This is a genomic window from Streptomyces sp. 2323.1 (assembly GCF_900221035.1).
Classification (GTDB): domain Bacteria; phylum Actinomycetota; class Actinomycetes; order Streptomycetales; family Streptomycetaceae; genus Streptomyces; species Streptomyces sioyaensis.
In genome coordinates this window covers 7,975,336-7,996,053 of record NZ_LT907981.1, presented here as the reverse complement: position 1 = coordinate 7,996,053, position 20,718 = coordinate 7,975,336, and the positions used below count along the sequence as shown (strand labels likewise).

Here is a 20,718-nt window from a genome sequence, read left to right as displayed (position 1 = left end):
TTAGTGACCCACTGCACAGTTCCTTAGGCCACTGATAGTGCCTTGACGCCTGACAGGAGAGGGACGAGGGAGTAGTTCCCGTCGCCCGAACCGCACGCCACCCGCGTGTCAGCGGTGTTGGAGACGTTCGTTCCCGTGGCGAACCGTCCATCGCCACCCGTCACCACGGTCGTGAAGTGGTCGGTGGCTGAAGACGAGTAGTACACGCACTGGTGCAGGTTCGCGTAGCGCCCCGAGGTGAGGTCGAGTGCCTTGACGCCCGACAGGAGAGGGATGAGGGTGTAGTTCCCGTCCCCCTGACCGCACGCCACCTGCGTGTCAGCGGTGTTGGAGACGTTCGTCCCCGTGGCGAACCGTCCATCGCCGCCCGTCACCACGGTCGTGAAGTGATTGGTGGCTGAAGACGAGTAGTACACGCACTGGTGCAGGTTCAGGTAGCGCCCTGAAGCGAGGTTCAGTGCCTTGACGCCTGACAGGAGAGGGATGAGGGTGTAGTTCCCGTCCCCCTGACCGCAGGACGGCTGGGTGTCGGCAGTAGTGGAGACGTTCGTCCCCGTGGCGAACCGTCCGTCGCTGCTCGGCACCACGGTCGTGAAGTGGTTGGTGGCCGAGGACGAGTAGTACACGCACTGATGCAGGTTCAGGTAGCCCGAGGCGGCGACCTGGGCCTGCCGGGGCGGCGTAGAGGCCGGGGCGGGCGCCGTCATGCCCGTGAAGGCACATATCCCCGCCGCAGCCGCGACCACGGGCCTCCATACACGTCTGATCACCGATCGCAGCATTCCTGGTTCCTCCCCAATACCGAGCGGCACCGGGACACCCCGGCCCGCGACCAACAGGCCCAGGAGACCACCGACAGCGACGGAAAGTAGCGGATCGAACGCTACGACCCTCCCATTAGGTGACGAGTCGACCAGCCTTGCGTAACCCACGGCAAGACGCCCGAGGTTTGCCACGGCGAGAGGCACTGACCCCAGCATCCACACCGCACACGTGTGCGCGCCGCCGACAGCTGGCCCCGCTGCGTGACGCGGCAGAGACAGCAAGATCTTCACAGACGCGATGTTCGATCTCGTCGCGGATAGGGCGTACGGTGCGCGACCCGTCGGACAGGCCCTAGGAGCCGGGGGACGACAACGTGGCAGAGACAGCAGAGGAACTGGGCAGCAGCGGGCCGTTCGCCGTGGAGATCACCGTCCGCGGCTATGAAACGGACACCCAAGGCCATCTCAACCAGGCGGTCTACCTCCAGTACGCCGAGCATGCCCGCTGGTCACTGCTCCAGGCCGCCGGCATCCGGCAGAGCGCCATGGTGGAGCGGCGGATCGGCCCGGTGACGATCGAGACGACCATCCGCTACAAGCGAGAGCTGAGGGCCGGCGACGAGACCCAGGTCAGCTGTGCGTTCCTGTGGGGCGAGGGCAAAACATTTGTCATCGAGCAGACCGTCACCACGGCGGACGGCATGGTGGCCGCCGAACTGAGCGCCGTGGGCGGCCTGCTCGACCTCGACCAGCGCAAGCTGCTCCCGGACCCGCGGGCGGCCTTCCGGGCACTGGCCACCGAACCGGCGCTGCTGGGCCTGGGCTGAACTCCGCCGACCGCGGGGCGACGGCCGGGGCGGTGGCCAGCTGTTTTCGGGCGCCCCCTCAGAACCATCACCAAGTCGGTAGGTCGAGGAAGCCGGCGCCTGTCTGGTGGCGCAGCAGTCATTGCTGGATACGCTCGTACCATGTCTGACTCACCCGATGCCATCAGCGAGCGCAATGCCGATGTGGTCCGCCGCTACCTTCGAGTGTTCGAGACACAGGACGTCGATGAGTTCGCAGAACTCGTCGCCGAGGACGTACTTGTCCACGGAGCTGGCCAGCACGTGCGGGGGCGGCGCTATCCGGAGGGGTCGGTCCTGACTCCAGGTCTGTCCAACTGCCGCGTGCGGGTGGACGACCTCTTCGCCGCCGGAGATCGCGTCACCGTGGCCTTCACCTTGACCTATCACCACGACCGTACCGGGCGCGACCTGACCATGACGGGCGTGAAGTCCTATCGCCTCCGGGAAGGGCGGATCGTCGAGTTCTGGGGCGAGACGGACCTGCACGGGCTCCTTAGCCAGGCCGGGCTCGTTCCAGCGCAGATCCCGCCGTTCTGACCCTGAAGTTCACAATCACTGAGGGCAGGAGGCGAGGCAGGTGCCCGGGTGCTCGTATGCGAGGTGACGGCCAAGCAGCAGCACCTCGATTAACGCCTGGGGGTCGTCCCGCTCCTACCAGCGTCATGGACCGGGGTGAACTCGACGCCCTCACCGGTCACGTCCGGTCCTTCGCGACCATGCTCACTGAGCGCGAGGGCGAACGGCTGTAGGACGGGCAGAACACGGTCAGTCAGGACACAACCTGTCCAGCCTCCACACCCTCGCTGTCGGCATCGACCGCGAACGCGACGCAGAAATCGTCGGCCACGCCAAAGTTCGTGCGGCAGACCGGGAGCCGCTGCTACCTGACCGGGTTACTCAGGACGCGTCGACGATCTGGTGCCGGAGATGGTCGTAGGCCCAGGCGGCGAGGGTGGTCGGGGTGGTGGTCTGGATGGTGCGGCGCTGTTCGGGGACGAAGTTTTCGCGCAGGCCGGTCGACATTCCGAGCACGGCTTCGACCAATCCGTCGGTCATCCCGGCCTGGTGGAGCTGGGTGCGCATGGCGTCGTCGGGGATCTGTTCGACGCTGATCTGCCGGCCGGTGGCGGCGGTAAGGATTTCGGCGACCTGTCGCCAGGTGAGGTCGGCGGGTCCGTGAACTGCTTGTACGCAGCGTCCGGACCAGGTGGGAGACAACAGACGGGTGGCGGCGACCTCGGCGATGTCGCGAGGCGCCACCCAGGCCATGGGGTGGTCGAGTGGAAGGATCACCTGGAGGGTGCCGGCGCGCAGGGCGTTGAGTTGAAGTTCGAGGTTGGTGAAGAAGTAGCCGCAGCGGAGGTGGGTGACGTCGACACCCGTGTCATCCAAAGCAGTTTCGGTGTGTGCCAGGCCGTCGATCTCGCCGGCGCCGTGACGTTTCTCGGCGCCGACGCTGCTTTGGAAGACGACGCGGCCGATCCGGTTCTCGGTGACGGCGCGGACCACGCTGCTGGTGGCGCGGACGTAGTCGGCGAGGGGATCCTCGCTGCCGGTGGTCGGGTCCACCCAGAACAGTGCGTCAACACCTTCGGTGGCGGCCACCACCGCGTCGGCATCGTATTGGTCGACCTGCACAGCATCCACCTCGTCTTGTACCTCGGGGGCCAGCCGGGCGGGCTTGCGCAGCAAGACGCGCGGCCGGACCCCGGCGCGGACCAGCGTGGCGACGACGTGGCGGCCGACATTGCCGGTCGGGGTAGTGACAGCGATCTGCATGGTTTCCTCTCCTTCGGTGGTTCCGAATGCAGGCTAGGAGCAGAGGCGGCCTGAACCTGTCCGCCTCTGCTTGCTCTCCGCGGTCCTCGCCACCAGCCGCAGAACGGCGGTCTTGCCCATTCCGGCCTCACCGACAATGAACGCCGTCTGCCCCGAACCCCTCTCCGCGGTTGCCGCCAGCCTGGCCAATTCCGCCATCTCAGCCTCCCGACCGAAGAAACGGCCCGTGGAATGCTCCATGCCCTCACCACTGTGCGTCAGTACGTGTACGGAGCAGGGACATCACGGCCGGGTTCCTTCGCGTCAACGGAACCTTCATCTCCCCGGAGGCGGAAACGTCACCCGGTTCCCGCAATTCCGTCGTGGAAGTTCACCGGGTGCCGGGCGGGGGCGACGGAGTGGCCGTCGCACCAGATGTTGCGGATCTTGCGGGTGGCGGTGATGTCTGCCAGGGGGTCACCGTCGATGAGGAGGAGGTCGGCGCGCAGGCCCGGCTCGATGGCGCCGCGGTCGGTGAGTCCGAAGGCCCGCGCGGGCAGGATGGTGGCGGCCCGAAGAGCCTCCGCAGGGGAGATGCCTGCCTGGACGAGGCGTGCCAGCTCGTGGTGAAGGCTTTCGCCGTGCGGGACGGCGAAGGGGGGACCAGGCTGGGTGTTGGCGTCGGTGCCCGCCAGGACCTTCACGTGTGCGTGGTGGAGGTTGGCGACGCTCTTGAGTACGTGGGCGATCGGCGCCTTACCTGCCAGGACGCCCTCCATCATGGTGATCGTGGGGATGGCGATCTGGCCTGCCGCCGCCATCTTGGCGACGTCGGTCTCCGCGATGACCCCGTCGGCGGGGACATGGGTGATGAAGTCCGCGCCGGAGCCGACGGCCAACGTGAACGCGCCGACGCTGGCCGCGTGGATCACCGTCTTCAGCCCGTGGGCGCGGGCGGCGGTGACCAGGGCCCTCAGGCTCGGGCCGCTCGGGCCGCCCTCGCCGGGAGCCTCGGCGATGCCCTTGATGTAGTCGACGCCCTCCGCCACGCGCGCGGCGACATGGCTCCGGGCGTCCTGCGGTGTGCGGATGATCGCCTCCGGTGGCATCCCCGGGAAGCGGGAGTGCCCGCCGTCGGGGCCGATGGCGGGCAACCCGGCAGTACGGAAGTCCGCGTAGCCGCTGACCTTTCGCAGCGTGGCGACCAGCTCGGCGGGCCGCATCGCCATGTCCAGCCCGGTGGTCACACCGTAGGACGCCAATTGCTCCAGCGTCCGGGAGTCGTGGAGGTGTACGTGACTGTCGATCAGCCCCGGCAGCACGACGGCACCGGCCGCGTCGACCTCCCGCGCACCACGGGCGTCGGTACCGATCACGCCGTCATCGATGACGACGGTGCAGGGGGCGGACAGTCGCCGGCCGTCGAAAACACGCGCGTTGGTCAGTGCGGTCTTGGCCTCGGATGCGGTGGTCATGCGCGACACCTCCAAATAAGGGACAATTTTGTCCACTAACCTAACGCTACCACCGCCCCCGTTCGACGCGCGGCGGCGAGCACGGCTATAACCGGAGGCGTGAACGGTCTTCCTGGGGATTCCACCGACCCTGCCTCCCCCGCCGCTGCAGAAGACGGGGCGAGGGACGCCTCGCGCGCGCCTGCTCTCGCCGGGCGGCGAACGCGTCGCCGCGGAAGCGCGCTCACCCTGGCGATCTATGAGGCGACCTTCGAGGAGTTGGCCGCCACCGGCTTCGAAGGGCTCGCCTTCGACAAGATCGCCGCTCGCGCGGGGACCGGGAAGTCGGCGCTCTACCGACGTTGGTCGACCCCCGCCGAACTGGTCCTGGCTGCATTGGCCGACCCGGTAGCAGGCTTCGGCACCCCTGTGATCCCCAACACCGGAACGCTGCGCGGCGATCTCATCGCCACGCTCGGCGCCTTCGCGCGCGTCCTGGACGAGCCCCGCGGGCGCGCCCTGCTGCCCTTGCTGACCCGGCGCGCCCGCCACCCCGAACTGTTCGCCCAAGTCCAGAGACTGGTCACCCTGCCCAATCAGAAGATCTTGCTGAGCATGCTCCGCGTCGCTGTCGACCGGGGCGAGACGGACCCCCGGTGCGTCACACCACGTGTCGCCTCTGTGGGCCCACGCATGATTTTCGCCGAGCTGATGGCCAAGGGAACCGTTCCCGAGGAGGAGGTCTACGCGATCGTGGACGAGATCCTGCTCCCCCTCGTGGCCCCGCAGAGGTAGACCAGGCACCCTGTCAGCTTCGCCTTCTCAGCCACCAGCCGTGAAAGCCCGCACCGCTCGGCCAGCCGCACCACCGGGACCAACCCGGCCTGCACTGAGCCGCATCGGGGCAGGGCCTGCCGTGGCCACGTACAGGCGACTTCGTGGGTGTGGCCGTCGGTGTTCAGGTTGTGTACAGGTTCCCGCTGGGAGGGTCGGACGGCGTGTGACCTCACGCCGTAGGTGACGTCGCGTACGCCGCCCGCGCCGAACCCCCACCCGGAGAGATGGAATTGGAAAAGCCAGAAATCCTGACCGACCTGGATGTCGCCGGCACCAACAAGTACGTGATGAAGAAGCTGCCAGAGGTGACCCTGGCCTTCTGGATCATGAAGATCGCCGCGACCACGCTCGGCGAGACAGCCGGTGACCTCTTCGCGCAGACCCTCAAGCTCGGCTATTTCCTCACCACGATCGCCCTGTTCGTGGTCTTCGTGGTCACCCTGGTCGTACAGCTCCGGTCCAAGCGCTACAACCCCTTCTTCTACTGGACCGTCATCCTGTCCACCAGCATGGCCGGTACGACGATGTCCGACTTCATGAACCGGGACGCGAGCGGCAAGTACCTCACCGGCGGGGCCACTTCGCTGGGCTGGGGGCCGCAGGGCCTGGGGTTGGGGTACCCGACCGGTGCCGCGATCCTGATCTCGCTGTTGATCGCCATCTTCATCGCCTGGAAGTGCACCGGGCTGACATTTTCCATCCGCGATATCGTCACCTTCCGCGCGGAGGCCCTCTTCTGGTCGGCGATCCTGGTGTCGAACACACTGGGCACGTCGATGGGTGACTTCCTGTCCGACAGCTCCGGACTCGGGTACGCTGGCGGTGCACTGCTGGTCGCAGGCGTGCTCGCAGTCCTCGTCGGCCTCATGCGGGTTCCTGCCGTGCCGAACGTGCTGCTGTTCTGGGTCGCCTTCGTGCTCACCCGCCCCCTTGGGGCCACCGCCGGCGACTTCCTCACCAAGCCGCTCGCCAAGGGCGGTCTCGACCTCGGTACAGCGGGCTCGTCGGCCGTCCTCCTCGCCATCCTGATCGGCCTCATGGGCTACGCCCACGTACAGGAGCGCAGGAACACCACCGCACGGGACGAGGTCCTGACAGAGGTTTCCTGAGAACCGGTGTGGTCACCACGGCTGGGCTCGCCCTTGGCGAAGTCTGACACGCATGTGGTGTGCGGGGCCAGGAAGGTCGGCCTCGCACACCACAAACGTGACAGCCATCAGTCCTTGAAGGCGTCCTTGGCCTTTTCCTTGGCGCCGCGCAGATCACCCTTGGATTCCTTGGACGAGCCTTCGGCCTCCATCCGTTCATTTCCCACGGCGCGGCCGACGGCCTTTTCTGCCTTGCCGACGGCCTGCTCGGTCTTGGCCTTGGCCTTTTCTTCGGCGCTCATAGCGAATCCCTTCTTCGGTTCTTTGCGAGAGCGGATGGTTCAGGAGGAAGCGGGGAACCCCGGGGGGCCGGCCCCGCTTTGTTCAGTTGGCGAGCTGAAGTGACGACGCCGTGGGCGATGCGTAGGCCACCTCCGCCAGATCGGCGTCGAGTTGACCGGCCGCGAAGGTCAACGCTGCTTCGACGGTCCGGGTGCCGGTGGAGACGCAGAGCGTGTAGCAGGTGTCAGCAAAGTGCCGCTGCGTCTCGGCGGAGCTTCGCTCCGAGAGCCGGGCGTGCAGTTTCTCGTACTGCTTCACAAGGTCTCGCAGTATCGCCGAATGGGGCGTCAGCAACGTATTTCCTCTTCTTGTGAGCTCGACGGCGAGTGGCGCCTCACCGGTATGCGGAGGGGCACATCGATCGTCACCAGCGATACCAGCGGCCTCGCTTGCCGCCGGTTCCTGCCGAGCGCAGGACGAAGCCCAGCAACCACACCGCAAGCACAATAACGGCCACGACCCACAACGCCTTGAGCGCGAATCCCGCACCGAAAAGAAGCAGTGCGAGAAGAAGAACGAGAAGCAGGGGGACCATAGTTATCAACCTCCGCACAACCGTGTGCCCCCGCTCTCCCTTGCCATACCTTTCAATTTAGGTGTTTCTTATGCGAGGGGCGGGGCATCCGTAACAGCTTGTTCCGTGTCGGATGTGCGCGGCATTCTGCGCCTCACGGGCCGAACAGGACGCCGCACGGACGCGCCACCTACACCTCTAGATGTACTGGTCGGGGACGTTGATCAATCGTGAGAACGGGGGCTGGTTGCCGCAAGCGGTGTGCGGACGGTGCTGGTTGTACTGGTGCAGCCACGGTGGCAGAGCGTCTCGGCGTTGTTGCTCGCTGGTGTAGCAGCGGGCGTAGGCCCAGCCGTCGGCCATGGTGCGGTGGAAGCGCTCGACCTTGCCGTTGGTCTGCGGACGGTAAGGGCGCGTGAACTTCGGCGTGATCGAGAGGGCGTCGCACGTGTCGCGCCACAAGTAGGACCGGTAGGCGCCGCCGTTGTCCGAGAGCACCCTCTCGATGGTGACGCCGCGCTCGGCGAACCACTCCACCGCGCGATGCAGCACGCTGACTGCGGTCATGGCCGTCTCGTCATTGTGGACCTCGGTGTAGGCGACGCGAGAGTGGTCGTCGATGACGGTGTGCACAAACGCGTATCCGAGCTTCGGGCCGCCGTAGGCGTTGCGTGACTTGCCCGGAGTCGCGACGCGGTGCTTCTCGCCTTGGCGGCGGCCGACGTAGCGCCAGCCGCCGCCATCGGGAATGTTCCCGAGCTTCTTCACGTCCACGTGCACCAGCGATCCCGGGTGGCCGTGCTCATACCGCCGGACGGGTTCACCAGTCGCGCGATCGACGTAGGCAAGTCCGTTCAGTCGGGCTGATCGCAGGATTCGATGCACTGTCGACGGGGCGATGTCGAGTCTCGCGGCGAGCTGGACCGGCCCTTCTCGCAGACGCAGTCGCAGGTTGACGCACCTCTTCGTCACGGTGATGGTTGTCTTGCTCGGCGATATCCGGGGTCGTGAGGATCGGTCCTGCATGGACTCACCTGCAAGGTAGCGGTCGACCCAGCGCTTTACGGTTGGCCAGGACACCTGGAATCGGGCCGCGACTTCGCTGATGGGCCAGCCGTCGTCAACGACGAGTCGCGCGACTTTCAGACGGTGGCGCGGGGTGAGGGCAGCGTTCGGATGTGACATTTCTGAGCTCCTGGACAGACTGAAGGGCCGACCATCGTGTGTGGCCGGCCCTTCGACAACTAGACGTGTGGGTAGGGGGCGTGCAGATCAGTCCACCGGGGAGACCCGGATGAGGTTGCCGTCGGGGTCGGTGATCACAAACGTGCGGCCGAAGACAGCGTCGTGCGGCTCCTCCACGACATGGACTCCCTTCGAGACCCAACTCGTGAAGATCTCGTCAATCGCAGTCGCTGCTCCGGAGACCATCAGCCCGACTTCGCTTGTGCGAGGGGTGCTCGGGACCGCTTGCTCGCTGTAGCCCGTCCACAGCGCGAACAGGACACCGGGGGCAACCTCGAAAGCTACGTAGTGGGGACTGATGAAGGTCGGTTCGATCTCGAACAGGTCGCTGTAGAAGGCGGTAGCGGCCTCGGCGTCGCGGACGCCGATCAGGAACAGGTTGGGTGCGGGCATAGAGCGCTCCTCAGATCGTTGAAGTCTCGGTACCGCTCCAGTTGATCGCCTCATCGCGACAGAACCTGTCACCTTTTCTGCGAACATTAGTCAGCATGAAGGCTTCGAGGCTGTTGCACCTCTTGCTGCTCCTGCAGACCCGTCAGCGCATCACCACCACCGATCTCGCCGAGCGTCTGGAAGTGTCTCGGCGGACCGTGCTGCGGGATGTCGAGGCGCTCTCGACAGCAGGTGTGCCTGTCTATGCCGAACGCGGGCGGAACGGCGGGATCGTCTTGCTCCCCAGTGCAAGGCTCAACGCATCCCATCTGGAACCACCAGAGCTGGAGGCCCTCTCCGTAGCCGGTTTGGATAGCGCGCAACTTGAGCGTATGGGCCTGTCTGCGGTGTGGGAGTCGGCCGCGCGCAAGATAGCCGCCCGGCAGGCTGTAGCACCTGGGTCGCCGAGCCTGCTGCAACTGGCGGACCTGGTGCTGGTGGACAGCACCGCGTGGTTTGCTGACTCAGAGGCAGCGGTCGACGTATCGGATCTAGCCTCGGCCCTGCGACGCCGACGACGGCTGCGAATCCAGTACCGGCGCAGCGCCGAGAATCAGGCCTCAACGCGGGTGGTCGACCCGTACGGGATCGTGGCGAAATCAGGCCGCTGGTATCTCATCGCCGATGACCAGGGGGACGGTCGACTGTTCGCTCTGGAACGACTCTCGTCCTACGAACAACTCGACGCGCCCGCTGCTCTCCGACCAGGCGAAACCCTCCGCACCAGATGGACCGCATTAAAGGAAGGTACCGAGGGGCAAGGTCGCGTGAGCGTGACCGTCCGTCTGCCAGAAAATGGCCTCGACCTGGCGCGGCGCATCCTCGGCAACCGCATCCACGACGTCTCCGAAGCGGAAAACGGCTGGTGCACCGTCGTCGTCCGCTACCCCGACATCGAGTCAGTGCGTCAGCTCCTCCAGTTCGGCGACCACATCGAGATACTCACCCCAGAGACAGCCCGCGAACGCATCAGACAGCTCGCCAGAGACCTGGCTGAAAGGCACTCAACCCCAGCTTCGTGAGCGCCGATCGGAACGTCCTGCCCTCAATCGACGTCTCCGGTCAGTACATCTAGACGCCGTCCGCCTGTCGGCGCCGCTCCACCACGTCGTCCAGCCGGTGACGCGCGCGGACGGCGCGCGCCCGGTCGGCGGTGGACGCGTCGGTGACATCGAGGAACAGCTGGTCGAGTTGTGGCCAGCGGGCGCGGAGTTCCGCCTTCGTCCGCATCAGCGCCTCTTCGACCTGTTCGCTGTCGAGGCCGGCCACCAGGTCGATACGCGCCGCCAGCATCACCGAATCCGGGCCGAGTTGCATCGTCATGGCCGCGGTGACGGTATCGATCTCGGGCTGGTCGTGCAGGAATGTGATGACCTGCTGCTGCAATTCGGGAGCGGCTGCCTCGCCGATCAATTGCGCCCGGGCGCTCTTGCCGAGCATGAAGGCGACATAGACCAAAAGGGCGCCGATCAGCAGGGCGGCCCATGCCTCGTAGGCGCCGTTGCCGGTGGTCATGTGGAGTGCCATGCCCAGAAGGGCGAGCAGGACTCCGAGGCATGCGGTGCTGTCCTCTGCCAGGACGGTGCGCAGGGTGGGGTCCTGGGTGTTTCTGATCTCGCCGAGCGTGCTGCGGTGGTGGGACTTGGCCTGTGACCGCACCTGGGACAGCGCCCTTATCAGCGACGTCCCCTCGGCGAGCATCGCAAGGGCCAGGACGCTGAGGCCGATGAGATATCCCTCGCGGGATTCCGACTCTCCGGCGTGGAAGGCCTCGATGCCCTGGAAGAAGGAGAAACAGCCCCCAGTGACGAAAATTCCGACCGCCGCGAGCAGGGACCAGAAGAACCGTTCCTTGCCGTATCCGAATGGGTGCAGATGATCCGCGGGACGCTCGCTGCGCTTCAGAGCGGCCAGCAGGAAGAGCTCATTGAGGCTGTCCGCGACCGAATGCGCCGCTTCGGACAGCAGAGCGGGCGATCCGGCCACCGCTCCCCCGATTGCTTTGGCCACCGCGATCCCGACGTTGGCCGCGAGGGCGACCCACACCGTCTTCCTGGTCTCCCCGTCGCGGTCACCGGGCGCCGCCCCTGACGGTTCCCGTCCGGACCTCGGCCCTGACGGCTCCCGTCCGGGCGTCGTCCCTGATGGGTCCCGTCCCGAGTCCTCGCTCATCGCCGACTCTCCCTCCGGGCCGGAACTACCTCCCCCAGCACGGATGCCCCTCGATGCGTGCGCCATTCCTCGGTGGCATCCACCGCAGCCGTACGGTCCGGCCGGCGAGCGGTATTCGTCAGGCGGGGCAGGAAAGGAAACGGCAGGGCAGGGCAAGACTGGCCATCCGGCAGCCGGATTCCGGTGCCGTCCTTACGTCCGGCGGGGTGGTGCGCCGGGACACGACCGCGCGCCTGTGTCCGTCACCGGACGGCGGCCGGGGACAGTGCCCTCGTGAGAGCCGGTCGAGTGGAAACGGAAGAGACTCATGGCTGAATTCCTGACCGATGTCGAAACCCTGAGGGAGCGGGCCCGTCGTGAGATCGAGAAGGGGCCGGTCACCGATGCCTACGGCGCCGACCTGGAGCGTGTCCTCCAGGTGCTGAACGAGGCGCTGGCGACGGAGATCGTGTGCACGCTGCGGTACAAACGGCACTACTACACGGCGTCCGGGCTCTATTCGGAGCCGGTCGCGGCCGAGTTCTTGGAACACGCCGCGGAGGAGCAGCAGCACGCCGACAAGGTGGCGCAGCGCATCGTCCAGCTCGGCGGGAAGCCCGACTTCAATCCGGACACCCTGACGCGGCGGGCGCACGCGGGGTACGACGACAGTGCCGACCTGATCGAGATGATCAAGGAAGACCTGGTCGCCGAACGCGTGGCGATCGCCTCGTACACGGAGATTGCGAAGTGGCTCGGTGACGGCGATCCGACCACCCGGCGCGTGTTCGAGGAGCTCCTTGCCCAGGAGGAGGAGCACGCCGATGACCTGCGGGGTCTGTTGGAGCGGATCCCGCAGGAGAGGAAAGGCTGACGGGCACAGAGCGGGGGCTGATGGCCCGGCCGGCCCTTGGAGGCGACGGGGCCGGGCGGGCCGCAGCCGATGCTGGTGCCTTGTGGTCGGTGTCCGGCCCGCACCAGCGCGCACCCGTCGCCGGTCCTCAGCCGTTCCAGCTGAGGACGAGGACAGCCAGGTCGTCCGTGTGCCGTCCGGCGTCCATGGAGCGGGCGGTGCCGGTGAGATGGTCGATCAGGGCCGGCGGCGGCAGATGCCGGCCGCCCTCGATGATGCGGATCAGACCGTCCGTGCCCAGGCGCTGGCTGCTGTCGGTGGTGTGGCCTTCGACCAGCCCGTCGGTGTGCATGAGCAGAGCGGCGCGCGGGGGCAGGGTGCAGGGGGTGGGGTGCCAGGAGCCCTCCCCCGGGAGCATGCCCAGGGCGATGCCGTGCCGGGCCTCGACGGGGCGTGGGGCCTCGACCGGCGGGATCAGCAGCGGTTCGTCGTGGCCGGCGAGGGTCACCGTGGCCCGGTGGTGGAGGGGGTCGAGGGTGAGGATGGCGCAGGTCGCGAACATCACCGGGGAGCTGCGCTCGGCGACCAGCACCTGCTCCATGAGCCCCAGCAGCTCGGTGTCGCGGTGTCCGCCGAGGATGAGGGAGCGCCAGGTGATGCGCAGACAGACGCCGAGCGCCGCGGCGTCCGGACCGTGCCCGCTGACGTCCCCTATGACGGCGTGCAGCAGACCGTCCGGAGTCTGGACGATGTCCAGGAAGTCGCCGCCGAGCAGGGCATTCTTACGACCGGGCAGATAGCAGGTGCTGGCGAGCACGTCCGTGGAGCGCAGCAGCGGGGCGGGCAGCAGGCCGCGCTCCAGACGGGCGTTCTCCTGGGCGCGCAGTTCGTTCTCCCGCAGCCGGGCGGTGGCGCGTGCGGTGTGCTTGCGGTGCAGGGCGTAGCGGATGGCGCGTTCGAGGAGTTCGGGGGTGACCCGGCCCTTGGGCAGGTAGTCCTGGGCGCCCGCGGCCACGGCTTCGAGGCCCGCGCGGGTCTCGTCGAGGCCGGTGAGGACGATGACGGCCGCGTCGGGGCACAGGCTCTGCATGCTCTGGACGGCGCTGGTCCCCGAGGCGTCCGGCAGATGGAGGTCGAGCAGGACGCAGTCGGGGGTCCGCCCGGACAGGTAGGTGCGTGCCTCGCCCAAGGTCTGCACCCAGGTGAGGCTGACGGGCAGTTCGGTGTCGTTGAGGTACTCCTCGACGATCAGGGCATCGCCGGCGTCGTCCTCGACCAGCAGGAGGACACTGGATCCGTCCGCGGTCTGCGTCGGGATGGCGGGGAACGGCCCGGCGGATGGTGTGGTCATGAGGCGGTCGCTTCTCCCTGGAGGGCGGGCTCGGTGGTCGTCGGAGCCGGGATCACCGGGGCGTGGTCGGCCAGGGTGAAGGTGATGCGGGTGCCGGGAGCGTGGTCGTGGTCGACGCCGATGGTGCCGCCGTGGTACTCGACGACCTTCTTGCACAGGGCCAGGCCGATGCCCGTACCGGGGTAGCTCTCCCGGGTGTGGAGCCGCTGGAAGATGACGAAGATCTTCTCGCTGTAGGCGGGGTCGATGCCGATGCCGTTGTCGTCGACCGAGAACTGCCAGTACCCGTCCGTGCGGTGGGCCGAGAGATGGACGGTCGGGGGCTTGTCCGGAGAGCGGAACTTGAGGGCGTTGCTCAGGAGGTTCTGCAGCAGCATCCCGAGCTGTGTGGTGTCACCGGGGACCGTGGGCAGGGGATCGTGGGTGACGGTGGCGGCCGACTCCTCGATGGCGATGCTGAGGGACTCCAGCACCTGGCCGAGGAGCGCCTCCAGATCGACGTCCGTGTGCTCGGCGTGTACCCGCCCGACGCGGGAGAAGGCGAGCAGGTCGTTGATGAGCGCCTGCATGCGGTTGGCGCCGTCCACCGCGAAGGCGATGTACTGCTGTGCCCGGTCGTCGAGTTGTGCGGCGTTGCGGCGTTCGAGCAGCTGGCAGAAGCTGGCCACCTTGCGCAGGGGTTCCTGCAGGTCGTGCGAGGCGACGTAGGCGAACTGCTCCAGTTCGTTGTTGGAGCGCTGCAGCTCGGTGGCCTGTGCGTCCAGCTGCGCCCGGGTCTCGTCACTGAAGGCCAGCTCGTCCACGAGGCGTTGCCGCATGCCGTCGATGTCGGCGGCGAGGGCGCGCAGATCGGCCGGTCCACTCCCCTGCACAGGCCGTCGGAAGTCGCCCCGGGCCACGGCGCGGACATCCGCGGACAGCTTGCCCAGCGGGTCGGTCACGGCGCGCCGGAGGCCGATCACGGCGAGCACGAGCAGCACGAATCCCACCGCGGCGAGGCCCGAGAAGATCCCGTTCTGGAGCGCCCCCACGTCGTGAAGTTCGGCCCGTGCCTGGGCCCGCTCGTGCTCCAGATGACGCTGCTGGGCGCCGAGTGCGGCACGCACGGCGTCGAAGGTGCGCAGGCCCGCCCCCGCGCGCTGGGCGGCGAGGCGGACGGGGCTGCCGCTCGGTGCGGCGGCGACGGGCCGGGCGACCTGCTTTTGCCAGGCCTCGGTCCGGTCCAGCACGCGTGCCAGGTCCTGCGCGCCCGGCCCGTCGTGCCCGAGGAGTGCGCGCAGTCGGCCGGCCGCGGCCTTCTCCTGGGAGAGCCCGTCGTGGTAGGGCTGCAGGAACTCCCGCCGGCCGGTCAGCCCGTATCCGCGGATGCCGGTCTCCTGGTTGATCAGCGCGTTCTCCAGGCTGCCCGCGGCGATCAGGGCGGGGCTGGAGCGCTCGACGAGGCGGCCGGCGGCGTCCGCGGCGCGCGCGTGGACCCACACACCGCTGCCGCCGAGCACCAGCAGCAGCACCGTCGCCACCGCCACGCTGACGTTCAGCGCCCGGCGCGTGGTCCACGGCATTCCCGCGCGGGTCCGTAGCCGCGGCGGATCGGCAGCGGCCGGGGCAGCGGGCTCATCGGCTCCTTCGGGGCCTACGCCGTGCGGGAGTTGCTGACTCATCACGCCTGCTCTCTGCTCTACCGCCCCGGAGGAGGCGAAGGTGGGTAGGCACAAGCAGCCATAGAGTACAGAGGGTTGACAACAATGGTTGTCGAGACAGCAGGAGCCGCCGTAGGCTCGCGCCATGGCCCGCGCGCAGCCCCCCGTCCCGCTTGAACCCGAACGGATGACAGAGCTCGCCGAAAGAGCCGTCCACCAGCTCGCGGACGAACTGGTCAGACACGGCTTTCCCGCCGTTCCCGCAACGGAGCCCGACGACGGGACGACGGAGCCAGGGCAGGCCGCGGACGGCAACCCCGCCCTGGCCCGGTTGCACGCCCTCGCGTACCTGGACCGTGCCGTCGGCCGCTGCGCCCGGCAACTGGCGCAGGAGGCCGCCGGGAACGGCGCCAACTACCCTCAGCTCGGGCAGGCATGGGGCATCAGCCGGCAGGGAGCCCGGCGCCGTTGGCCCGGTCTGGTCTACGCCTCCCGCCCTGTTTCACGTCCCCTACCCACCCCCGATCACGGGAGCGCCGCCTTGAACGCGTTGACGACCGACCGCCCTTACCGCGTCCTGCTCGTGGAGGACGACCCCGCCGACGCGATGCTCATCGAGGACGCCCTCGTCGCACGGGACATGGCCCGTTCCCTCAACCAGGCCGTCGACGGGGTGGCCGCGCTGGAGTACCTGCGCGATCCGGCCAACGAACGCCCCGACCTGATCGTCCTGGACCTCAACATGCCGCGTATGAACGGCAGGGAACTCCTCGCCGTGCTCAAGGACGACTCCGACCTCTGCAGCATCCCGGTCGTCGTGCTGAGCACGTCCGCCGCGCCCGACGACATCGAGGATGCCTACCGGCAGCACGCCAATGCCTATGTGACCAAGCCCGTCAATCTCGACGACTTCGTCCGCGCCGTGCACAGCATCGACGCCTTCTTCCTCGATACCGCCGCGAAGATCACCCGGTCCTGAAGCACGGGAGGGCCGTCCGTGGTACCCCGCCGGCGGACCCTCGCCGAGCCGGGGCTTCGTACGGACGGCCTCCTTGCCGGGGCTTCGCTTCCTTGCCGGGGTGCTGATGCGGTCGGCTTCCTTGCCAAGCCCTGCCCCGGGAATCAGAGCCGGCGGATCCGGGCGGCCAGAAAGTGCCCGATGAGGACATAGACCACGGCCGGCAGCCCGAAGTTCAGTACGGTCCGCAGCCAGGCCGCGTCCATGGTGAACAGGTCGTGCGACCAGCCCGCCAGCCAGAGCGACGCCTCGTGCACCGCGCTGACCAGGTCATTGGCGCGGTTGGCGTCGAGCAGGGCGAAGAGGATCCACAGCCCCAGGATCAGCGCGGTGCAGTCCGCGATGATGACGATGACTTTCGCAGCTCCGTTGGTGCTGTCATGCATGCGTCTGGACATGACACACAGGTTGCCGCTTTCAGGCGGCCGAAACCCGTCCCCGCCGTCCGGGACCGGCATCCCGGTTCAGGCGTCCGCCCGGGGGCTCGTTCCGCATACGCCTCAGGTCGCACCCCGGCTCAGTCTCCGGGTGCGGGTGGAGGGCCGTACTCCGGCCTTGGGAGCGACGCGCCCCCGAGGTGGGGCGTCCTAGCGTCGTGAGCGTCCGAAAGAGCTTCCGTACCGAGGAACCACATGATCGAAGTAACCGGGCTGTCCAAGCGCTATGGCGACAAGAAAGCCGTCGACAACCTCACCTTCACCGTCCGCCCCGGCCTCGTCACCGGTTTTCTCGGTCCCAACGGCGCCGGTAAATCCACCACGTTGCGCATGATCGTCGGTCTCGACCGGCCGACTTCGGGTTCCGCGAGGGTGTGCGGCCGGCCGTACCACGAACTGCCCACGCCACTGCACACCGTCGGCGCCCTGCTGGAGGCCAAGGCCGTGCACGACGGCCGGACCGCCCGAGAACACCTCCGCGGGCTCGCCGCCTCCCACCGCATTCCGAGGCAGCGGGTCGACGATGTGCTCGCCATGGTCGGTCTGACGGCCGCGGCCCGCAAGCGCGTCGGCGGATTCTCGCTCGGGATGGGCCAGCGTCTCGGCATCGCGGCCGCGCTGCTGGGAGACCCCGAGATCCTCATCCTCGACGAGCCGGTGAACGGCCTCGACCCCGAAGGCATCCAGTGGGTGCGGGAGTTCATGCGCAGCATGGCCGACGACGGGCGCACCGTCCTGGTGTCCTCACACCTCATGAGCGAGATGCAGGACACCGCGGACCACCTCATCGTGATCGGCCGCGGACGGCTGGCGGCCGACAGTTCCATGGCGGACTTCCTGGCCCGCAGTTCCCACAACGGCACGGTCGTCCGCACCCCGCACGCGCCGCAGCTCGTTCCACTGCTGCAACGCGAGGGAGGCACCGTCGGCGACCTCCCCGGCGAGGCGTCCCCGGACGGCGCGCTGCTCGTACGGGGAGTGGACGCGCGGCGGATCGGGGAGCTCGCCGGGCAGCACGGGCTGTGGCTCTACGAGCTGGCACCGCAGCGGGTCTCGCTACAGGAAGCGTTCATGGAACTGACCGCGGACGCCGTCGAATACCGGGTGACGCACAGCGGAAAGGCCGCATGACCATGGCGACGACAACGACACCTCCCACCTCCGCCGCTCCCCGCAGCCACGGCACGGCCGCGCAGCGGCCACGATTCGTGGACGCGGCCGCCTTCGAGTGGATCAAAGTCCGGTCGATCCGCTCCACCTGGTGGACGCTGTTCGCCGCCTCCTTCATCACCGTCGGCGTGGGGGTGCTCGGGGGCCTGCACGCGAACTCGGCCGACAGTGCGGCGACGGTGCTGCGCGAGATCTTCGTGGGGCTTCCGCTGGGCCAGGTGGCCGTCTGCCTCTTCGGTGTGCTGGCAGCCACCTCCGAGTACGGCACCGGTTCGATCCGCAGCACCTTCACCGCCGTACCGCAGCGTCCCCGGCTGCTGGCGGCCAAGGCCCTGGTGGTCTTCGCCGTGTCGCTGGTGACCGGGCTGCTGATCTCCTTCGCCACCTACACCGCGGGATCCATGGCGCTGGGGGCGAACGTGGCACACCCTGCGCTGTCGGACGGGTCAGTTCTGCGCGCTGTGGTCGGTGGCGGCTGCTACCTGGGCGTTCTCGGCGTCTTCGCGCTCGCGCTGGGCCTGGTGCTCCGGGCCTCCGCGGGCGGGATCACGGCTGCCGTGAGCGCCACGTTCATCCTGCCCATCATGTTCCGCATGATGGGCGCCTCGGGTCAGCCGCTGCTCAAGTGGTGGCCCACCGAGGCGGGGCAGCAGATCCTCCTCCTCGTCCCCTCCCCGGAGAACCTGGCCCCGCTACCGGGGTTCGGCTACTTCGCGACGCTGACCCTGTTGGCGCTCAACGGCGCGATGGTCCTGGTCCACCGGCGGGACGCCTGACAAGTCAATCGGCGGGACGCCTGACAAAGGGGCCGGTGGCCGTCACATACGCGACGGCCACCGGTCCTCCGGCAGGCCGGCCCGAAAAGCGGGCCGGAACCGGACATCAATGAGGACGTGTAGGAAACAAAAGCGCGGTCAGTGGCCCGGGCGGCTCCCGTGCTGCCGGGCACACCGGCCCCGGCCGCGAGGACCTCCGCTTGCTGTGACCGCCCGGGCGAGCAGGGTCAGGGTGTCGTCGATTTCGAAGTCGCCTCCTGGAGAGGTCCATTGGGGCATGAGAGTGCCTGGCACATGGTTCATGAGAGTGCCTGGCGCAGTGCGGTCCAGCAGAGCAAGGCGCATTTGATCCGCGCGGGGTGATGTGACACATCGCGGAAGGCCGCGGCGTCTCCCAGATGGGACGGCCAGGCACCGGACTCCGATGCCCGTTCCCGCAACAGTGCGGCGATCTCCGTGTGCAGTTCCTCGGCCTCCCGGGCGGTACGGCCGATGACCAGATCCGTCATCACCGATACGGACGCTTGGCTGATCGAGCAGCCCTGGACCTGGTACGAGACGTCCTCGATGGCCGCCTGTTCCCCTTCTCCCTTCCGGCGTACGCGCAGGGTCAGCTCGTCCCCGCAGGTGGGGTTGAACCGCTGGACCTCGACGTCGTACGGCTCCCGGAGTCCGCTGTGGTGCGGGGTCCGGTAGTGGGCAAGGATGATCTCCTGGTGTTCTGCCGTCAGGCGCACGCCACGGTCCCCCCGCTCCGCTCCGGCCCCGGCGCCGTGGCGCCGAAGAGCGCTTGTGCCTCCCGGATCCCCGCGGCCAGCGGCTCGATGTCCGCGAGCTCGTTGTAGAGGTAGAAGCTGGCGCGCACACTGGCCGGCACGCCCAGCCGGCGGTGCAGGGGCCAGGCGCAGTGGTGCCCGACCCGGACCGCCACGCCGTGGGCGTCCAGGACCTGACTGACATCGTGCGGATGCACCCCGTCGACGACGAAGGACACCGCGCTGCCACGGGCGGCGGTCGTGGTGGGACCGAGGACCCGTACGCCGTCGATCGCGGACAGGGCGCCGAGCGCGGCCTCGGTGAGCAGCCGCTCATGAGCGGTGATGCGCTCCATGCCGACGGAGGTCAGATAGCGTACGGCCGCGGCCAGTCCGACCGCCTGGGACACCATGGGCACGCCGGCCTCGAACCGCTGGGGCGGCGCGGCGAAGGTCGACTCCGTCATCTTGACGACCTCGATCATCGAACCGCCGGTGAGAAAGGGCGGCATGACCTCCAGCAGCTCGCGCCGTCCGTAGAGGACACCCACCCCGGAGGGGCCGAGCATCTTGTGGCCGCTGAAGACCGCGAAGTCCACTCCGTAGGCGTGGAAATCGACCTCGGCGTGCGGAACCGACTGGCAGGCGTCCAGCAGGGTGAGTGCGCCGACCTCGGTGGCTCTGGCAACGATCTGCCGGACCGGGTTGATCGTGCCGAGCACATTGGACTGGTGGGCGAAGGCCACCAGCCGGGTGCGCGGCGTGATCACCTCGTCGAGCCGGGAGAGATCGAGGCGCCCTTCATCGGTCACACCGAGCCACCGCAGGGTGGCGCCGGTGCGCCGGCACAGCTCCTGCCAGGGCACCAGGTTGGCGTGGTGTTCCATCTCGGTCACCACGATCTCGTCGGCGGGGCCGAGGCGGAAGCGCGCGGCCGCGTCGCCGGAGGTGGCGGCGTTGCTCATGGCGTAGGCGACGAGGTTGATGCCTTCGGTGGCGTTCTTGGTGAAGACCACTTCTCCGGGACGTACGCCGATGAAGGCGGCGATCTGTCCACGGGCCTGCTCGTAGGCCTCGGTTGCCTCTTCGGCGAGCTGGTGCGCTCCGCGGTGCACCGCCGCGTTCGACGTCTCGGCGAAGGTCCGTTCGGCATCGAGGACCTGCACGGGCTTCTGGGACGTCGCACCGGAATCCAGATAGACGAGACGCTCTCCGCCGCCGACCGTGCGGTGCAGGATCGGGAAGTCGGCACGGATCTGCCGGGGGTCCAGGGTGCGGGCCATGG

General features: G+C 68.1%; 24 protein-coding genes. 9 read left to right on the top strand and 15 right to left on the bottom strand.

Annotated features, from left to right (window positions below; translation table 11 throughout):
* Positions 1 to 23: 23 nt before the first annotated feature.
* Entirely contained in the window at positions 24 to 746 is a 723-nt protein-coding gene (locus CPH93_RS34330) for a hypothetical protein (RefSeq protein WP_096215097.1), read from the bottom strand.
* Positions 747 to 1,138: 392 nt separating this feature from the next.
* On the opposite strand from CPH93_RS34330, the gene CPH93_RS34325 reads away from it, so the two are divergent.
* Positions 1,139 to 1,591: an acyl-CoA thioesterase gene (locus CPH93_RS34325; RefSeq protein WP_096215096.1), complete on the top strand. Its 453-nt coding sequence runs from the start codon at positions 1,139 to 1,141 to the stop codon at positions 1,589 to 1,591.
* Positions 1,592 to 1,732: 141 nt separating this feature from the next.
* Positions 1,733 to 2,149 (top strand): ester cyclase, encoded by a 417-nt coding sequence (locus CPH93_RS34320; RefSeq protein ID WP_096215095.1) that lies wholly within the window; start codon positions 1,733 to 1,735, stop codon positions 2,147 to 2,149.
* 360 nt (positions 2,150 to 2,509) lie between these two features.
* Here the strand turns inward: CPH93_RS34320 and CPH93_RS34310 are convergent, their stop codons facing one another.
* The 3 genes from CPH93_RS34310 to CPH93_RS34300 form a co-directional block, all read right to left on the bottom strand.
* The gene (locus tag CPH93_RS34310) at positions 2,510 to 3,391 is read right to left on the bottom strand and encodes an NmrA family NAD(P)-binding protein (protein WP_096215094.1); all 882 of its coding nucleotides are present in this window, start codon (positions 3,389 to 3,391) and stop codon (positions 2,510 to 2,512) included.
* Positions 3,392 to 3,424: 33 nt separating this feature from the next.
* Entirely contained in the window at positions 3,425 to 3,631 is a 207-nt protein-coding gene (locus tag CPH93_RS37690) for an ATP-binding protein (RefSeq protein ID WP_093481434.1), read from the bottom strand.
* A 98-nt stretch (positions 3,632 to 3,729) separates the two neighbouring features.
* Positions 3,730 to 4,845 carry an amidohydrolase family protein gene (locus tag CPH93_RS34300; RefSeq protein WP_096215093.1) on the bottom strand — a complete coding sequence of 372 codons (1,116 nt, stop codon included), beginning with the start codon at positions 4,843 to 4,845 and terminating at the stop codon, positions 3,730 to 3,732.
* Between the two features lie 99 nt (positions 4,846 to 4,944).
* Between CPH93_RS34300 and CPH93_RS34295 the strand changes: the two genes are divergently transcribed.
* On the top strand, positions 4,945 to 5,619 hold the full coding sequence (locus CPH93_RS34295; RefSeq protein ID WP_093481436.1) for a TetR/AcrR family transcriptional regulator: 675 nt from the start codon (positions 4,945 to 4,947) through the stop codon (positions 5,617 to 5,619).
* 272 nt (positions 5,620 to 5,891) lie between these two features.
* Positions 5,892 to 6,770, top strand: a complete 879-nt coding sequence (locus CPH93_RS34290; RefSeq protein WP_096215713.1) for a COG4705 family protein — start codon at positions 5,892 to 5,894, stop codon at positions 6,768 to 6,770.
* Positions 6,771 to 6,877: 107 nt separating this feature from the next.
* Here CPH93_RS34290 and CPH93_RS34285 read toward each other — a convergent pair whose 3' ends face one another.
* The 5 genes from CPH93_RS34285 to CPH93_RS34265 form a co-directional block, all read right to left on the bottom strand.
* Positions 6,878 to 7,051, bottom strand: coding sequence for a CsbD family protein (locus CPH93_RS34285; protein ID WP_093481437.1), 174 nt, complete (start codon positions 7,049 to 7,051; stop codon positions 6,878 to 6,880).
* Positions 7,052 to 7,133: 82 nt separating this feature from the next.
* Positions 7,134 to 7,385: a DUF5133 domain-containing protein gene (locus tag CPH93_RS35990; RefSeq protein ID WP_269460132.1), complete on the bottom strand. Its 252-nt coding sequence runs from the start codon at positions 7,383 to 7,385 to the stop codon at positions 7,134 to 7,136.
* A 70-nt stretch (positions 7,386 to 7,455) separates the two neighbouring features.
* Positions 7,456 to 7,626 (bottom strand): hydrophobic protein, encoded by a 171-nt coding sequence (locus CPH93_RS34275; protein ID WP_093481439.1) that lies wholly within the window; start codon positions 7,624 to 7,626, stop codon positions 7,456 to 7,458.
* Positions 7,627 to 7,803: 177 nt separating this feature from the next.
* On the bottom strand, positions 7,804 to 8,790 hold the full coding sequence (locus CPH93_RS34270; protein ID WP_096215091.1) for an IS481 family transposase: 987 nt from the start codon (positions 8,788 to 8,790) through the stop codon (positions 7,804 to 7,806).
* Positions 8,791 to 8,877: 87 nt separating this feature from the next.
* Positions 8,878 to 9,243, bottom strand: coding sequence for a VOC family protein (locus tag CPH93_RS34265; protein ID WP_030981285.1), 366 nt, complete (start codon positions 9,241 to 9,243; stop codon positions 8,878 to 8,880).
* Between the two features lie 95 nt (positions 9,244 to 9,338).
* Between CPH93_RS34265 and CPH93_RS34260 the strand changes: the two genes are divergently transcribed.
* The gene (locus tag CPH93_RS34260; RefSeq protein ID WP_096215090.1) at positions 9,339 to 10,304 is read left to right on the top strand and encodes a helix-turn-helix transcriptional regulator; all 966 of its coding nucleotides are present in this window, start codon (positions 9,339 to 9,341) and stop codon (positions 10,302 to 10,304) included.
* A gap of 49 nt (positions 10,305 to 10,353) precedes the next feature.
* On the opposite strand, the gene CPH93_RS34255 is transcribed toward CPH93_RS34260, so the two are convergent.
* Complete coding sequence (locus CPH93_RS34255) at positions 10,354 to 11,454, bottom strand: cation diffusion facilitator family transporter (protein ID WP_231977074.1); 1,101 nt, start codon at positions 11,452 to 11,454, stop codon at positions 10,354 to 10,356.
* Positions 11,455 to 11,761: 307 nt separating this feature from the next.
* On the opposite strand from CPH93_RS34255, the gene CPH93_RS34250 reads away from it, so the two are divergent.
* Complete coding sequence (locus tag CPH93_RS34250) at positions 11,762 to 12,307, top strand: ferritin-like domain-containing protein (protein ID WP_093481442.1); 546 nt, start codon at positions 11,762 to 11,764, stop codon at positions 12,305 to 12,307.
* 127 nt (positions 12,308 to 12,434) lie between these two features.
* Here CPH93_RS34250 and CPH93_RS34245 read toward each other — a convergent pair whose 3' ends face one another.
* Positions 12,435 to 13,637: a PP2C family protein-serine/threonine phosphatase gene (locus CPH93_RS34245; protein WP_173909936.1), complete on the bottom strand. Its 1,203-nt coding sequence runs from the start codon at positions 13,635 to 13,637 to the stop codon at positions 12,435 to 12,437.
* The gene (locus CPH93_RS34240; protein WP_096215088.1) at positions 13,634 to 15,199 is read right to left on the bottom strand and encodes a sensor histidine kinase; all 1,566 of its coding nucleotides are present in this window, start codon (positions 15,197 to 15,199) and stop codon (positions 13,634 to 13,636) included. Before CPH93_RS34240 ends, CPH93_RS34245 begins: the two co-directional genes overlap by 4 nt.
* A 265-nt stretch (positions 15,200 to 15,464) precedes the next feature.
* On the opposite strand from CPH93_RS34240, the gene CPH93_RS34235 reads away from it, so the two are divergent.
* Positions 15,465 to 16,256: a response regulator gene (locus CPH93_RS34235; RefSeq protein WP_231977073.1), complete on the top strand. Its 792-nt coding sequence runs from the start codon at positions 15,465 to 15,467 to the stop codon at positions 16,254 to 16,256.
* A 143-nt stretch (positions 16,257 to 16,399) separates the two neighbouring features.
* On the opposite strand, the gene CPH93_RS34230 is transcribed toward CPH93_RS34235, so the two are convergent.
* Positions 16,400 to 16,693 (bottom strand): hypothetical protein, encoded by a 294-nt coding sequence (locus CPH93_RS34230; RefSeq protein ID WP_162501019.1) that lies wholly within the window; start codon positions 16,691 to 16,693, stop codon positions 16,400 to 16,402.
* 234 nt (positions 16,694 to 16,927) lie between these two features.
* Here CPH93_RS34230 and CPH93_RS34225 point away from each other — a divergent pair, with 234 nt between their 5' ends.
* Together CPH93_RS34225 and CPH93_RS34220 are read left to right on the top strand one after the other, a co-directional pair.
* On the top strand, positions 16,928 to 17,863 hold the full coding sequence (locus tag CPH93_RS34225; RefSeq protein WP_093481444.1) for an ABC transporter ATP-binding protein: 936 nt from the start codon (positions 16,928 to 16,930) through the stop codon (positions 17,861 to 17,863).
* A complete protein-coding gene (locus CPH93_RS34220; protein ID WP_159395109.1) occupies positions 17,860 to 18,678 on the top strand; it encodes a hypothetical protein in 819 nt (272 codons plus the stop codon). The genes CPH93_RS34225 and CPH93_RS34220 overlap by 4 nt, the downstream gene beginning before the upstream one ends.
* A gap of 299 nt (positions 18,679 to 18,977) precedes the next feature.
* Here CPH93_RS34220 and sufU read toward each other — a convergent pair whose 3' ends face one another.
* Positions 18,978 to 19,415 (bottom strand): Fe-S cluster assembly sulfur transfer protein SufU, encoded by a 438-nt coding sequence (gene sufU / locus CPH93_RS34215; protein ID WP_096215085.1) that lies wholly within the window; start codon positions 19,413 to 19,415, stop codon positions 18,978 to 18,980.
* Complete coding sequence (locus tag CPH93_RS34210; RefSeq protein WP_231977072.1) at positions 19,406 to 20,716, bottom strand: cysteine desulfurase; 1,311 nt, start codon at positions 20,714 to 20,716, stop codon at positions 19,406 to 19,408. The genes sufU and CPH93_RS34210 overlap by 10 nt, the downstream gene beginning before the upstream one ends.
* Positions 20,717 to 20,718 lie beyond the last annotated feature (2 nt).

Bases quoted from the DNA above. Each gene is read 5' to 3' on its own strand.
- CPH93_RS37690 (WP_093481434.1), bottom strand. From the start codon at position 3,631: ATGGAGCATTCCACGGGCCGTTTCTTCGGTCGGGAGGCTGAGATGGCG.
- CPH93_RS34210 (WP_231977072.1), bottom strand. From the start codon at position 20,716: ATGGCCCGCACCCTGGACCCCCGGCAGATCCGTGCCGACTTCCCGATC.
- CPH93_RS34285 (WP_093481437.1), bottom strand. From the start codon at position 7,051: ATGAGCGCCGAAGAAAAGGCCAAGGCCAAGACCGAGCAGGCCGTCGGC.
- CPH93_RS34260 (WP_096215090.1), top strand. From the start codon at position 9,339: ATGAAGGCTTCGAGGCTGTTGCACCTCTTGCTGCTCCTGCAGACCCGT.
- CPH93_RS34230 (WP_162501019.1), bottom strand. From the start codon at position 16,693: ATGTCCAGACGCATGCATGACAGCACCAACGGAGCTGCGAAAGTCATC.
- CPH93_RS34245 (WP_173909936.1), bottom strand. From the start codon at position 13,637: ATGACCACACCATCCGCCGGGCCGTTCCCCGCCATCCCGACGCAGACC.
- CPH93_RS34275 (WP_093481439.1), bottom strand. From the start codon at position 7,626: ATGGTCCCCCTGCTTCTCGTTCTTCTTCTCGCACTGCTTCTTTTCGGT.
- CPH93_RS34255 (WP_231977074.1), bottom strand. From the start codon at position 11,454: ATGAGCGAGGACTCGGGACGGGACCCATCAGGGACGACGCCCGGACGG.
- CPH93_RS34250 (WP_093481442.1), top strand. From the start codon at position 11,762: ATGGCTGAATTCCTGACCGATGTCGAAACCCTGAGGGAGCGGGCCCGT.
- CPH93_RS34240 (WP_096215088.1), bottom strand. From the start codon at position 15,199: ATGCCGTGGACCACGCGCCGGGCGCTGAACGTCAGCGTGGCGGTGGCG.
- CPH93_RS34310 (WP_096215094.1), bottom strand. From the start codon at position 3,391: ATGCAGATCGCTGTCACTACCCCGACCGGCAATGTCGGCCGCCACGTC.
- CPH93_RS34300 (WP_096215093.1), bottom strand. From the start codon at position 4,845: ATGACCACCGCATCCGAGGCCAAGACCGCACTGACCAACGCGCGTGTT.
- CPH93_RS34225 (WP_093481444.1), top strand. From the start codon at position 16,928: ATGATCGAAGTAACCGGGCTGTCCAAGCGCTATGGCGACAAGAAAGCC.
- CPH93_RS34235 (WP_231977073.1), top strand. From the start codon at position 15,465: ATGACAGAGCTCGCCGAAAGAGCCGTCCACCAGCTCGCGGACGAACTG.
- CPH93_RS34220 (WP_159395109.1), top strand. From the start codon at position 17,860: ATGACCATGGCGACGACAACGACACCTCCCACCTCCGCCGCTCCCCGC.
- CPH93_RS34265 (WP_030981285.1), bottom strand. From the start codon at position 9,243: ATGCCCGCACCCAACCTGTTCCTGATCGGCGTCCGCGACGCCGAGGCC.
- CPH93_RS34270 (WP_096215091.1), bottom strand. From the start codon at position 8,790: ATGTCACATCCGAACGCTGCCCTCACCCCGCGCCACCGTCTGAAAGTC.
- CPH93_RS34320 (WP_096215095.1), top strand. From the start codon at position 1,733: ATGTCTGACTCACCCGATGCCATCAGCGAGCGCAATGCCGATGTGGTC.